The 14,437-nt window shown below is 55.8% G+C and carries 7 protein-coding genes; all 7 read left to right on the top strand.

Annotation, left to right across the window (positions count from 1 at the left end; genetic code table 11):
• Window positions 1–26: 26 nt before the first annotated feature.
• Window positions 27–1,388, top strand: coding sequence for an NCS2 family permease (locus tag IEY11_RS10600; protein WP_188886513.1), 1,362 nt, complete (start codon window positions 27–29; stop codon window positions 1,386–1,388).
• Between the two features lie 229 nt (window positions 1,389–1,617).
• Window positions 1,618–10,938 (top strand): prepilin-type N-terminal cleavage/methylation domain-containing protein, encoded by a 9,321-nt coding sequence (locus IEY11_RS10595; protein ID WP_188886512.1) that lies wholly within the window; start codon window positions 1,618–1,620, stop codon window positions 10,936–10,938.
• A 21-nt stretch (window positions 10,939–10,959) separates the two neighbouring features.
• On the top strand, window positions 10,960–11,814 hold the full coding sequence (locus IEY11_RS10590) for a hypothetical protein (protein WP_188886511.1): 855 nt from the start codon (window positions 10,960–10,962) through the stop codon (window positions 11,812–11,814).
• The gene (locus tag IEY11_RS10585) at window positions 11,807–12,169 is read left to right on the top strand and encodes a type IV pilus modification PilV family protein (RefSeq protein ID WP_118564084.1); all 363 of its coding nucleotides are present in this window, start codon (window positions 11,807–11,809) and stop codon (window positions 12,167–12,169) included. The genes IEY11_RS10590 and IEY11_RS10585 overlap by 8 nt, the downstream gene beginning before the upstream one ends.
• A gap of 4 nt (window positions 12,170–12,173) precedes the next feature.
• Entirely contained in the window at window positions 12,174–12,869 is a 696-nt protein-coding gene (locus IEY11_RS10580) for a type IV pilus modification PilV family protein (protein WP_188886510.1), read from the top strand.
• An 86-nt stretch (window positions 12,870–12,955) separates the two neighbouring features.
• Window positions 12,956–13,399 carry a prepilin-type N-terminal cleavage/methylation domain-containing protein gene (locus tag IEY11_RS10575; RefSeq protein WP_118284678.1) on the top strand — a complete coding sequence of 148 codons (444 nt, stop codon included), beginning with the start codon at window positions 12,956–12,958 and terminating at the stop codon, window positions 13,397–13,399.
• Window positions 13,400–13,656: 257 nt separating this feature from the next.
• Window positions 13,657–14,424, top strand: coding sequence for a prepilin peptidase (locus IEY11_RS10570; protein WP_188886509.1), 768 nt, complete (start codon window positions 13,657–13,659; stop codon window positions 14,422–14,424).
• Window positions 14,425–14,437 lie beyond the last annotated feature (13 nt).

Here is a 14,437-nt window from a genome sequence, read left to right as displayed (position 1 = left end):
CTGAAAATTTAAAAGGGGGTTATTCGATGTTTGAACGTGTTTTCAAGCTATCGGAACACAAAACCACAGTCAAGACCGAGGTCATGGCCGGTATCACTACCTTTATGACCATGGCGTACATCCTTGCCGTAAACCCGAGTGTACTCGGCTCCACCGGTATGGATACCACCGCGGTATTGCTGGCAACCGCTCTGGCATCCTGCCTGGGCACGCTGTGCATGGCGTTTATGGCAAACCTGCCGTTCGCGCTCTCTGCCGGCATGGGTCTGAACGCCTTCATGGCGTACACCGTTGTTGCAGGCTACGGCTACAGCTGGCAGGTCGCTCTGCTGGCCGTATTCATTGAGGGTCTGATCTTCATCGTCCTGTCGCTGACCAACATCCGTGAGGCCATCTTCAATGCCATTCCGCTGACGCTCAAAAAGGGTGTTTCGGTTGGTATCGGTCTGTTCATCGCCTTCATCGGCCTGCAGAACTCCGGCCTGTGCGTGGACTCCGCAACGCTGGTCGGCATCATCAGCTTCCCGGAGAATTTCCACACCGCAGGCATCTGCGCGCTGCTGACGCTGATCGGCCTGTTCTTCACCGCAGTATTCTATACCCGCAAGATGAAGGGCGCCATCCTGTACGGCATCCTGCTGACCTGGATCCTCGGCATGATCTGTCAGGTAACCGGCCTTTACGTTCCGACGCCGGACGCAGGCTTCTATTCTCTGTTCCCGAGCTGGGGCATGACCGACTTCTCCAGACTGGGTCTGACCTTCGGCCAGTGCTTCAACGTGGATTTCAGCGCGGTTGGCATCGTAAACTTCATTGTTGTCATCTTCTCGTTCCTGTTCGTTGATATCTTCGACACCCTCGGCACGCTGATCGGTGTTGCCACCAAGGCGAAGATGCTCGATAAGGACGGCAAGCTGCCGGGCATCAAGCCCGCTCTGCTGGCAGACTCGATTGCAACCTCCGCAGGTGCAATTCTGGGTACTTCCACCACCACCACCTTTGTTGAGTCCGCATCCGGCGTTGCAGTCGGCGGCCGTACCGGCCTGACCGCTCTGGTTACCGGCATCCTGTTCCTTGTATCCACGCTGTTTGCACCGATCTTCACTGCCATCCCGTCCTTCGCAACCGCTCCGGCGCTGATCATGGTCGGCTTCCTGATGGTAGGCACCGTAACCGAGATCAACTTCGATCTGGACAACCTGACCGAGTCCATCCCGGCTTATCTCTCCATCATCGCTATGCCGCTGTTCTACAGCATCTCCGAGGGTATCTCTCTGGGCGTTATCTCCTACGTTCTGCTGAATGTTGCAGCCGGCAAGGGCAAGAAGGTTGCTCCGCTGATGTATGTTCTGGCAGTACTGTTCGTACTCAAGTATATCTTCCTCTAATTCAGAAATCGTAAAGATTGCAGAAGGCTGCCGAAGCTCGCTTCGGCAGCCTTTTTGTATGGCATGAAAACCATGGTGAATATCGGAGAAAATAAGCGAAAACAGCGGGGATTGCAGTTGAACGGTGTCGATACTTGACAGAAAACGTAGGAGTTGGTAAAATATAAAACGACTAAATTGGGGCAGTATACCCGTTTATCTTGTATCCAAAGGGAAGGAGGCAGCGAATATGACACAGCAGCGCAAAAAGTGCGGAAAAGGCGGCTTTACTCTTGTAGAGCTGGTGGTTACACTGGTCATTCTGAGCATTCTGTTTGCCATCGCTGTACCGAGCCTTCTGGGGTATATCCATCTGTCGCAGTTCCGAAAGAATGAATCGTACGCTAAGACCATGTATCTGTCGGCAGAATCCGAGCTGACCTACCTTCGTACCGGCGGTGAATGGGAGTCATTCTGCAGCAAGGTGAAGAAGGAAGGCGTGCTGAATCAGTCGTTTGATGAGTCGGATGAGGACCGGAAAAAGCTGGTCGGCCGTATTTACGGCATTCGTCTGGATGCAGGCGAATACGCAGAAGGCGAGCTGTCGGGTGACGGTGCGCTCGTCGGTGCGCTTCTTTCGCAGGATACCTACGATAAAAGTGTGCTGAATGCTGCAATCTGCATCGAAATCGACGTGGAAAGCGGTCAGGTTTATTCGGTTTTCTACGGCACAAACTGCAAGGGACTATACTACGGATCGAATGAGGACAGCAAACCGGCGGATATGTCCGGCAGCTGGCTGGATATTGATTACAGCAAGCGCGACCGCGATACGCGCCGGGAAGAACGGCTGGGCTATTACTCGGTTCAGGATGCAGTCAATGCGGTCAGTCTGGATGCGACCAAGCTGAAGATCACCTCGATCAATCTGGTAAATGGTGAAACCCTGTCGCTGAACTGGTCGAGCAATGTGAAGGATCAGGATCTGGATAAGGTTTATTACGAGGTCAAGCTGTACAGCAGTGAGGACAAAGCGCAGCTCCTGTCGATCAATATTCCGGGCAGGAATTTGAAAACGGGTTCGCAGTCGGTTGCGGTTACGACCGAGGACAATGCGACGAAGGATTATACCTTCCCCGTGGAATACGACCGTTCCAACAAGCGGGCAACACTTGTGCTGGACGGTATGATGAATGCGAAGCTGTACGACCGGCTGGATAAGCTGTTCGCTGATAACAAAGCAGCCTTCCGGCAGAGCAGCGATACCAGCATCACGCGCTTCGGCGGCAAACTGGAAAACCCGCTGAATGTTTACGCAGCTGTGCAGGTATTTCCGGACCCGAATGCAGAAAACATCGGCGGTGAGGAGTATCAAAAGAGTGACGCTATCGAATCCAATAAGGCGAACACGCTTTTCGGTGACGGTACCCGGTCGGATAACAGCCGGTGCGAGATCGAAACCTTCCGTCATCTGTCCAATATCCGTTATATGGATACGGCGGCGGCATTTGCCGTTACCGCGCGTTCACTGGACTGGATGAGCGACAGTGTAAAGGTTTACGGTACGGCAGCCCGCGGCGCACTTTCGGTTTCCACCGGCAAGGATATCGGCTTCCCGAGCATCCCTGCGCTGCGCAGCAATCAGACACTGGATGGCACAGGCGGTCTGCTGAACCGCATTGCCGGCGTGTTTACCGGCGGGAATGTCATCAGTAATCTCAAGCTGGATAAGACCTCGATTGCCGATGACGCAGAGTATCTTGGTCTGTTCCAAAAAAACGCAGGCACGATCCATGATCTGCGCCTGCTCAATCCGCAGGTGAAGATCGCATCGGGCAAGCTCAAGGGTGTCGGCGCAGTCTGTGGTTACAGCAACGGCTCTTTGAAGGGCGATACCGTGGACGGCACCGAAGCCGAGGTGGAAGCTGCGCTGACCTCGGCACAGGCGCAGGGCATCGGCGGTGTGGCCGGTGTGATTGAAGTCAGCGATTCTAAGTCAGTAATCAAGCTGTCTGCATCGGGTACTGTAACTGGTACGCTGCCGACCGGCGGTACTGCGCGCGGTATCGGCGGTATTGCGGGCAGCCTGACAACAAACGATGCCGCAGTCAAGACCCTCACCAACAGCGCTGCTGTAACGGGCAATCGCTCGGTTGGCGGCATTGCAGGCTATTTTTCCGGCAAGGATCAGGCCACGGGAAAAGATATGGCTGACTGCAAAAATGAGGGCCTGATTCTCAGCAGCACAGCCGCAGATGATCATTCGCTGGCAGGACATTATATCGGCGGCATTGTCGGCTACGCGCATAATGCGTCTCTTTCGGAATGCAGGAGCCGTGCCGGATATGCGGACGGCTACACCTATAAGCAGGAGGATAGAGACAAGCTGCGCGGCAGATATGTCGGCGGCATTGTCGGCTACGGCGAACAAAGTGTGCTGTATGACTGCGAGACCGAGGCAAACGGCTATGTTCTTGGCAGCGAGTATGTCGGCGGCATCATCGGTGCGCTGAATCAGTCTGATACGCAGACGGCACTGCTCAGTGAAAACGGCACAAGAACAACCGTTAACGCAAGCTATGTCATCGGCAATTCGTATGTCGGCGGCATCATCGGTGAGAATAAAGGCGGTTCGACGATCAAAAACTGCGTCAACACAGGTGTCGTTGCAGGATACAATGTATTTATCGGCGGTATTTGCGGTGCAAATGAGAACAATGCGGCCATCATAAACTGTGCAAGTTATGTTTCGGACACCAATAATGCGATCTACAGGCGTGTCACGGACTGGGGAGCCGTCGGCAGCTATGCGGGCGGTCTGACCGGCTACAACAGCGGCACGATCACCTTCAGCGACAAGGACAACGCAGTCTCCAACCGGAGTGTGGCGGGTATCGTTGTCGGCAGACACTATGTCGGCGGTCTGGTCGGCTATAACGACACGGACGGCACGATTGATATCAATTATACGCTCATCGGCGGCCGTGTTGCCGCAACCGGAGACTGCGTCGGCGGTCTGATCGGTCTGAATGCTTCGACAAAGCTGCTCGAGAAGAAGCTGACCATCAAGCCGAGCAGTGTGCAGGGACGGTACTATGTCGGCGGTGCGATCGGTGCAAATGTGGTCAATCCGGGAGAGGATGTCACGATCGGCGGTCTCAAGGTCGATAACAGCCTTGGCACGGTCACTGCAGAGGCATTCTGCGGCGGTCTGATCGGTTATCAGCGCACCTACACGGAGACAGACCGGGAAGGCAGAACGCTGTATGCGCTTCTGCCGGGCATCGCGGCAAACAACAGCAATGTGCCGGGAACGGTCAAGGCATCTACCAATACGCATACCATCACCATCACAGCGGACGGCAACAGTGCAGGCAGGCTGTCTGCAGTTTCCAACAACATGACCATCCGCGCGTATGCGTATGCAGGCGGCATTATCGGCAGCTGTGAGCCGCAGACCCGGATGAAGGTGGAGCACTGCCTGAACGCAGGCGGCTTTGACCGTCCGGCAGAGGACACCTTCCCGGACAGCAAGCTGAAAACCGGTGTGGATATGGTATCCTATCTGCAGGCGCAGAAGTACACGGATGCCGCGAAGGCGCTCTCCGATGAGCTGGGCAGCAGCGAACTGCGTGTTTCCGTTATCGGCGGTGTGATCGGCGTCAACGGTGAGAATCAGGTGATAGACCACTGTGCCAGCAAGGGCACGATGAACGGCTTGAATGCCATGGGCGGCGTGGTCGGTCTGAACGAGGGCATCATCCGCGACTGCACGCTCTCCGGCAGCATGGGCAGCGCAACGCAGGATTATATCGGCGGTATCGCGGGTCTGAATGTCGGCGGCAGGACAGCGGGCACGATTGAAAACTGTACGACCGAGAAAAACTGCACCGTCACCGGACGGAACACGGTCGGCGGCATCGTCGGCTATAATCTCAGCGGCGGCAGGATACAGAACAACACCAGCAGTGCCAATGTCAGCGGTGCAGGCCGTGTCGGCGGTATTGCGGGCGAAAACGGTGGTACGATCGTGCTTTCGAGCACACCGGCAGGAAAGCGCCGTGTCAACGGCAGCGGCAGCGGTGTCGGCGGCGTGATCGGCGTGAATACCGCAACCGGCACGCTCAGTCCGGCAAGCGGCAGCGTGCAGGGCGATGTCATTGCCGCGGATCACAAGCTGACCGTGCGCGGCAGCAGTATGGTCGGCGGTATTGCCGGCATCAACCGCGGCGCACTCGGCGGCACGAGCATCAACTGCCTGACCAATCAGGCGGCAGAGGTCCGCGCAGCGGCGGGCAGTGCAGGCGGCGTTGTTGGCGCGCAGGAGGGCGCAAAGGCTGTTCTGCGGTACGCGAAGAATCTCGGTCAGGTGACCGCAAATGTCGGTGCGGCAGGCGGCATTGTCGGCATGAACAGCGCGGGCAGCATGGTCGAGAACTGTATCGGCAACGGCAGTGTCACCAGTAACGACGGCTATGCAGGCGGCGTTGCGAGCGAAAACTACGGCACGATCAGGAGCTGCAGCGTCGGCACGGATAACAGGGTAACGCTTATCACCCGCAACAAGACTGCGGCAGGCGCGATCTGTGCGGTAAACCACAAGGGCGGTACGGTTCAGGGAGCGACACTCGGCGATCATATCACGATTTCCGGCAGTGCATTCATTCTGGGTGCTGTTGTCGGAGACAACAGCGGTACGGTCACTGCAACCGAGGTTTCGCAGCAGCCGACATACAGCGTTTCCGCAAGCACGCTGCAGGTCGGCGGTGCAGTCGGCATCAATCGAGCGGGCGGTACGGTCAGCAAGGTGAAGGTCACCTCGGATTTTGAAAAATTCACGAAGTATACCTATCTCGGCGGTGTAGTCGGTCAGAATAATGCAAGCGGCAAGGTAACCGAATGCACTTACTCCGGCACGATCGACGAAGGAAAGAGCGCGGTCGGCAACTGCTACGGCGGCATTGCCGGACTGAACGGCGGTCTGCTGCAGGGCAGCACCGTTTCCAGGCTGACACTGACGGCGGACGGTGTGTACACCGCAACCTCCACCAGCTCGGCGGCTGAGAAGGAACGCCTGTCCTCGCATATCGGCGGCATTGCAGGCAAGAATGATACGACCGGCATCATCGAGCAGTGCTACATAGACAATACCGGAACCGGCACGATCACGGTCAAAAACGGCATGGTCGGCGGTGTGACCGGCTATAACAAGGGCACGATCACCATGTCCGGCGATAAGAGCACCGAAACCTTGATGGAAAATGTCAGCAAGGTGAGCGACCTGCTGTCCAATGCCGAGGCACAGAAGCTGTCTGCGGATTCCACCTGGGTAAAGTGGGCAGACCGGACGGATGTGGAAAGACTATCCTACAACGGCGGCAGCAAGAGCATAGCGGCAGACCGCACCATGCAGATCATCGTATCGAGCAACGGCAACCTTGGCGGCGTGGCGGGCTACAACGCGCCGACCGGTGAGCTGAATCGCTGCGTCAGCGGCAGCTGGCTGCTGGTCAACAAGTCGGACGGCATCGGTGTCGGCACCGGCGGTATTGTCGGCATGAACGAGAGCGAAAAGGACCTGTCCTATCTGCTCAATCAGGCGTTTGTCGGCCGCCAGCTGGCAAACGGCGCGACCAGCCGATTTGCAGGCGGTATCATCGGCACACAGACCAACCAGACCACAACCGACTGGACGATCGAAAACTGTGTCAACTATGGCACGGTGTACGGCTATCAATCGCACTATTCGGGCGGTATCGTCGGCCAGTGGACCAATAACGGCGGTACGATTGAGAACTGCTACAACTACGGCAATCTGCAGACCACGTATGAAACCGGCTGGGTCGGTGCATCCGGCGGTATCGTGGCACAGCTGTATCATGCGGCCTCCGGTCAGGATTTCAATATCATCAGCTGTCAGAATCACGGCAGCGTTTTTGGCCGGGATGGTGCAAACTATTATCATTGGGAGAACGGCAAGAGGGTCAAGGACTGCGCGAACGACAGTGCGGGCATCCTTGGCAACGTTACGGTTTATACGACGTATGATATAAATGCTGCACAGAAGTTCACCATTAACGTTTCGGATTGTGTCAATGCGCCGGGCGTTAAGATCTATTCATCCTCCATGGCCTCCGGTATCGTGGGTTACTTCTCAACAGATACGGCAAGCAGCAAGAACGGCGGTCCAATCGGCACTTCGACCGCAAATATCGTGCTGAATATCGACCGCTGCCGCAACTATGCGGAAACACTGGTCGGCGGCAACAATTATATCGCCGGCATCTTTGGCGACCGGTATAAGGACGGCACTGTGGCGCAGGATAATACTTATATCCAGAACTGTTACTCGGTCATCGGTTCGGATGCGGGTACCAGTACAGGCATCGTATCGCTGAATAACGCCAGCCTGAGCAGCTCCCTGAGCGGTGATAAGGTGGGAAACAATTATTATTTCTTTGATACATGGGGCTTGACGAACACTGCCGGACGAATCTTTGACAGCAGTAATACGCGCAATGAATCACGAAAGGGATTTTCCCGCATGGTTGCCTATGGATACTGGGCAGGCAGTGACGGAAAATGGGCGAATAAGAGCTTTGCCGCCATTGCCGGTCCGCAGCTTGGCGTGATCGACTATACAGACAACCGGATGTATTACAATGTAACAACGGCAAACTCTACGATCGATGAGCATGGCATTATCCGTACGAATATCAATGGTTCTGACCAAATTACGGGACGGATTTTGTTCACCATGCCGGATACACCAACATATAGAGAGATTGCACAGACGAATGGACACGGTGCTTCGTGGCTGCGCCCGCTGCTGTATCAAAAGAATACGGTGTTCAACACAAAGCAAAAGCTGTTTGATGAGTATGTTCGAGAGAACTATCGCGACATGGAGCACGGCCAAACCGACAAAAAGCTGGATGCCTCGTTCATGGTCGATTTGAAACAGCAGACAGACGGCAGTTTCGATGTATCCATCGAGGATACGGACCGTCCTCTGTACTACGAGGGTACAGTGCTCGTTGATGACAAGGAAGTAATGTCCAATCTGCGCTTTATCCCGAACCAAAAGGGACAGGGACAGTGGGACACGAAGCTGAACGGCACGCAGGCGTACGGCTCCGGTACGACCAGCGGTTCGTTCCAGCTGCCGGCAAGCCTTGCGGCAGACACAGCAGGCAAGACCATTACATTGTCGGTTCGTGCTGTCAGTCTGTTTGAGGATACCGCGCCTTCTGCATGGAAAACTGCGGCGACGCAGGATGTGTCGGTACTGCCGACACCGGATGTCAATATCCGACTGGTGAGCCATTGGAACAATGGCGCGAAATACCAGATCTCGCTGAAAAACCTTGCGGATTATGCGGTATTCAGCAACTGGAAAGTCACCTTCAGGCTCGGCTCGCAGACCGTGACCATTGATCAGAACAATCATACCGCCGAGATCAACGGCGATGATTTGAAGGAGCTGATCGTCACGGCAGCGGCGGGCATTACGAACGGCATTCAGCCGGCCTCCGTGACGGATACCATCCCGACCGACACGCCGAAGTACAAGCCGGACGGCAGTATTAACAATCTGTCGGTATCGTACTCGGGCAGTACGGTGGATGATTGCACGGTCACGGCTGCACTGACGGTCAACGAGCCGCAGATGGAAACACCGCCGATTTACCGTATCGAGGTGCTCGGCACGGTTGGCACAAATGAGTATGTGTTTGCGTATGAGGATGTGCTGACCTCGGCGGGCAACACGGTTACGGCAAACTTCCGCGACCTGCCGAAGGAGTATTTCGCGGAGAATGTCACAAATCGTCAGGTGCGTGCATGGTACGCCGCCTCCGGTCTGGGACCGGTTTACACCTATGGCGATACCCGGCAGGCCGACGATGCATCCGTTACGCTGCGGACTTACAGCGCGGAGGGCGTTCAGCAGCAGGACAAGACCATTTACAGCCATGTTCTTGGCCATGCGAATGACTTTGCAAACTACATTAAAGCCGCAGCGCTGAACATCAAGCCGCTGGCAGCGCCGAAACTCAATGAACCGATGAAGCTTGTTGAAAACGGCAGCATGAGCTACAAATTCTCGTGGACACAGCCGAATGAGAGCGGAGCGCAGTACACGGTCAAGCTGACCGGCATTACTGCGGCAGGCGCAAGAATCGGCATTCCGGTCAACGAGGTTTACGGTACGCAGGAGAATCCGAATACTTCCCAATCGTTCACCATCAGCGCGGATGACTGGCAGTACGCCGAGGTTGAGCTGACCGTTACCCGTCTGGGACAGGCATACGGCGAGGTTGGCCTGAGTACGACGAAGAAGTACGCTGTCAAGCAGCGCCTCGAGCGTCCGGGACAGCCATTGGTAATCAACCCGGATACCAACGAGCTGGAATACACCATCGGCTGGAGTGCCATCGGCAGCGAAAACGGCTGTGCAGGCTATCAGATTTATGTGCAGCCAGAGGGCGAAACGGCCGCTGTCCTGGGTGAGCTTGTGCACGTCAGGGGCGGCACCTGCTCGGTAAGCCGCAGTCTGGAGGATTACGCCGGCAAGACCATCGATCTCTATCTGGTGGCGGTGGCTGCTGATGATTCCGGCTACGCGGACAGCCCGAACGGTATCGTGTACACGATGACCGTGCCGATGCGTCTGAATACGCCGAGCGTCAAGTGGTCGTACAACTGGAATGCGACAGCAAACAACCCGATTCCGGCGGCCGGCTTCCGAAGCGGCGGCCTGCAGGTCACCGTTACGCCGGAGAATGCGGCCAGCGTACCGCCCGGCGGCAGTACCTATCTGCTGCGGGCAAAAATCACCGGGACGGACGGCACAATAGTGACTTACCCCGTTTCTGCAATGAGCGAAAGCGGCGACAGCTACGTCTGCAGCCTGACCGATCTGGATACGAAATACGCAGGCTGTTCTGTACGGTTCGAGGCTCGTATTTCGCAGTCGGCGGGACAGGTAAGCTCGGTCTGGGTATCGAGCGGCGATGTGGTATTCCCGCGTGTGAAGCTGGAAGCACCGAGTGCGTCGCTGGCAAACGTGAATGAGGCGCTTGCGGTCAGCTATGGCCCGATGAATCGTCTTATCAACACGGCAGAGTGGGATGCACAGCTTACCGCGCTCTCGTGGGACGAGGTGGCAGACGCTGACCGCTATCGGATTGAATTGACCGATAAGGACGATAAATCCACGACTGTTACCGTCGATATGAGCGGGAACCTGCCGGAGATTATCATAAATGGTCAAAATACGTTTGCAGTTGCAGGGGATGACTGGTATACTGTAAAACAGGGCAGTGTGGTCAACGGCAGATACAGCCTTACCAATGGCAGCATTCGTTATTACAGCTATCAGCCGGATACCATGCTGCAGGTGAAGGACGGCACATTTACCTTGAAGCTGCCTAACATTTTCTCCGTGGTAACCCACGAGAATCAGACCCTGCAGCTGACGAATGGTATACAGATCAGCAGGGTAACTGTCATTGCGGACAGCAAGAGCGACCGTTATACGGAATCCGATCCTGCTGAGCGCAGATTTTAGTTACGAAGGGAGGCGGCAGACATGAAGCGGATACGTCAGGGATGGAACACCCTGCGGCGCAGCAGGCGAAGCGGTGTTTCGCTGATCGTAGCACTTTGCGCTGTCGCCGTTCTGATCGGGCTTTCGCTCAGTATCGTGTATTCCTCATCCATGCTGCTCTCGCGGGCCAACCGCAAGATCGGCAGGGAACGCTGTTATCAGCTGGCGCAGTCCTTTTCACAGGTGCTGGACAGCGAACTGCAGGAATACAAAACAATAAAGCCGGAATTGGATACCAATTTTGCGCCGGAAGGCTGTTTCTACCGTGAAGTGAACAACATTTTAGCGGAAGATACGGGATTGGGTATTTACGATCCGGACCGTTCGGATGAAACCACTGCCTGCTATAATGCGGGTTCGACCGAGGATAACTACGGCAGGATTACGATTCTGCTCCGTGATGTTACCGATGTGCAGGACCCGATCACAGGCGATACCTTTGCATACGGTGCTCGGGACGAAGGCACCGAAAAGGCAGAGCAGACAACCTTTAACAGACATCAGGTTTGGGTGGGCGTCAAGGCGGAAAAGGGAGCGGACAGCTACATGTACACCACAGAATACCGCCGAAAGGACAGTTTTCAGCCAATCTACACATGGAAAGGGGAAGACGGCGTCAGCGGACAGTTCACGGTCTACTGGGTAAACGGCCGTTTTTGCCGAAGTGCCAACGGCGAGGACCCGGTAAAACCCAAGGTCATTGGCGAGGGTAAGGATGCCCGCACGGAGCATGTGGAGATCAGCTATACCTATGATATCAACAATCCGACGTACAGCCGATACGAACCCATCCACAAGCCGGCAGCCCGGACAACCGGAGGTGCAGCCGATGAATAGACTGATTCGCGTGCTGCGCGACCGCCGGGGCGAATCTATGGTGGAAATTCTGGTTTCCACGGTGGTGTTCATGCTGCTGCTGGGCGCGCTGAACGGCGCAGTCGGCTTTGCCTCAAATGCGCAGCGCAAGTCGGAGCAGCTCCGCAGGGACGCGACCCAACTGCAGGAAAGCGTGCGCGAAAATGCAGAAGTCGCGGACGGCGAAGCTGCCGCGTACGATTTTAAGGTGACGACGTCGAACGGCGAAGATACCGATATTGACGCCTTCCGCGTAAAGGTAAAAAAGCAGACCGTAAACGCCAAAACCGAGGACGGCAAAACCGTGCCCTTCTACCGGTTTGCGAAGGGAGAGTGACGGCATGAAACGCATTCGCTCAATCCTGCGCGGCCGGGGAGGCATGACGCTGGTGGAGCTGGTGGTCGGCGCCGGACTGCTGTGTCTGGTCATCGGCGTATTCAGTGCGTCGCTGCGGCCGGCGGCCGAGGTATCGCGCCGCACGCAGGAGCTGAACAGCGCCGAGCTGATCGCGGACGACCTGCTCGAAACCGTGCGCAGCAAGGTGGAGACCGCCACGGATTACATCAAATGCTATGACAGCGGCACGGACGTGACGAATAAAACCGGCTCGTCCGAAGGCTCGGCGATCGAGTTTGGCTATGAGACCGAACAGGGATACAACGCGGCGGAGCTGCTGACGGCAGACGGCTGCGGACCAACCAAAATCGTGATTGCCGATAAGGACTCCGGCGAGCAGCCTCGGGTGGAAAAGGGTTATCTTGTCGAGCGTTATTATAAAGATGGCTACAGTCAGGATGCGGACGGCAATCCCATTGCCCGAGCCATGACGAAAACCTACGCAGAGGGCTTTTATATGGGTCTCCGCGCCGGACTGCACTTCAAAATCGACGAAGCAAAGCACACCGTTACCGCCACCGTGACAATTTACCGCGATAAGGATTTGACCGATAAAATCTATTCGGATTCGCTCATTATCGACCTGCGGTACGATATTCCGGTGAAAACCGAGGTGACGGCAACGAAAAAGCCGGCATAACGGCAATGCAATATGTGTAACTCTGCGGAGCACCGCCGCAGCTTACAGAGATAGAAAAACAAAAATACAATTGGAGGAATAAGATCATGATGGAAAAAATGATCGCGCTGCAGCAGAAGCGCCGCAGCAAGAAGGGCGGCTTTACGCTGGTAGAGCTGATCGTGGTTCTGGTTATTCTGGCGATTCTGGCAGCGCTGCTGATTCCGGCGCTGACTGGTTATATTGATAAGGCGAAGGAGAAGTCTCTGGTTGCTGAAACCCGTCAGGTAGTAATGGCTGCTCAGACGCTGTATGATGAATACTACGGTACGTTGGCTACTAATGCTACTCCGGTAACTGCTCCGGCGGATACGGGTGCTGGTAATTTCACGAAAGCAAAGATTGCAGAACTGGCAGAAGTAGACAAGGACAATATTACTACTATTACTGTTTCGAATAATAAGATTGCTACCGTTGTTTATGAACGCAATAATAGAGTTTGCACTTATACCCAGTCTACGGGTCAGTACAACGTAACCAAGAAGTCTTAATGCCTAACCCCACCAACCACCACGCCCGCACCGCACCGTCTAACCACGGTGCGGTACGGTGCACGTCGGTGGTGACTTGATTCATACCGCTGTAACGATGCGGAACGCAGTAACGGTGCCTGCGTTCGGCTTGCGGACGGTATGGCGGGTCACAGCCCCTTAACGTTTAAGTGGCTGTGACCTGCCATGCGGTTTTTGTATGGCAGATTCTATTTGTAAAAAATCATTCCAAACCAACCCAAACGAGGAGGAAACCAATGCCTTACATCGCCTATGCTGTATTATGGCTGTTACGGTTCGCATTGGGCGCGTGCGTATTCAGCTTTCTCGGAGTGGTGGTATGGCGCCTGCCGCGCAGAGAGAGCGTGGTGAAGGGACGCAGTCACTGTCCGGTGTGCGGGCGCACGCTGTCGGCGGCGGAGCTGCTCCCGTGCCTGAGTTATCTCCTGCAGGGCGGCAAATGCCGCGGCTGCGGTGCAAAAATTCCCGCAAGGGATTTCTGGATCGAGGTGCTCGGCGGCTTGTGCTCCTGTGCCTGCGCATACGCCTTCGGCGGCGAGACCGCACAGGCGGCGCTGGCGTTCGCCGTGCTCGGTATTCTGACGGTCGTGGCGCTCATGGACATGGACACGCTTGAAATCTACGACCGGTTTCCGGTGCTGCTGTTTGTCTGCGGCATCGCTGCGCACATACTTATCCCCAGCCTGGGGATAAAATCGCGGCTGATCGGCTGCGTGATCGTCAGCGTACCGATGCTGCTTCTGGCGCTCATCGTGCCCGGCGGCTTCGGCGGCGGTGATATCAAGCTGATGTTCGGCGCGGGCTTTTTCCTCGGCGCAAAGCTGACGGTCGTTGCCGCGTTTATCGGCATTCTGCTCGGCGGCGGCTTCGGCGCGCTGCTGCTCGCCCAAAAGAAGGCAAACCGGAAAAGCCAGTTCGCATTCGGTCCGTTTTTGTGCATCGGCATTGCGATTGCCATGTTTTTCGGAGAAACGATCGCGGACTGGTATATGGGATTATTGTAATGAATGGAGAGGA

The organism is Butyricicoccus faecihominis, assembly GCF_014648015.1.
Classification (GTDB): Bacteria; Bacillota; Clostridia; order Oscillospirales; family Butyricicoccaceae; genus Agathobaculum; species Agathobaculum butyriciproducens.
The sequence above is the reverse complement of the archived record's forward strand: the minus strand, read 5'-3'. Positions and strand labels throughout refer to the sequence as shown.

Excerpts from the sequence above, each read along its gene's own strand:
- IEY11_RS10600 (WP_188886513.1), top strand. The coding sequence starts at position 27 with ATGTTTGAACGTGTTTTCAAGCTATCGGAACACAAAACCACAGTCAAG.
- IEY11_RS10595 (WP_188886512.1), top strand. The coding sequence starts at position 1,618 with ATGACACAGCAGCGCAAAAAGTGCGGAAAAGGCGGCTTTACTCTTGTA.
- IEY11_RS10590 (WP_188886511.1), top strand. The coding sequence starts at position 10,960 with ATGAAGCGGATACGTCAGGGATGGAACACCCTGCGGCGCAGCAGGCGA.
- IEY11_RS10585 (WP_118564084.1), top strand. The coding sequence starts at position 11,807 with ATGAATAGACTGATTCGCGTGCTGCGCGACCGCCGGGGCGAATCTATG.
- IEY11_RS10580 (WP_188886510.1), top strand. The coding sequence starts at position 12,174 with ATGAAACGCATTCGCTCAATCCTGCGCGGCCGGGGAGGCATGACGCTG.
- IEY11_RS10575 (WP_118284678.1), top strand. The coding sequence starts at position 12,956 with ATGATGGAAAAAATGATCGCGCTGCAGCAGAAGCGCCGCAGCAAGAAG.
- IEY11_RS10570 (WP_188886509.1), top strand. The coding sequence starts at position 13,657 with ATGCCTTACATCGCCTATGCTGTATTATGGCTGTTACGGTTCGCATTG.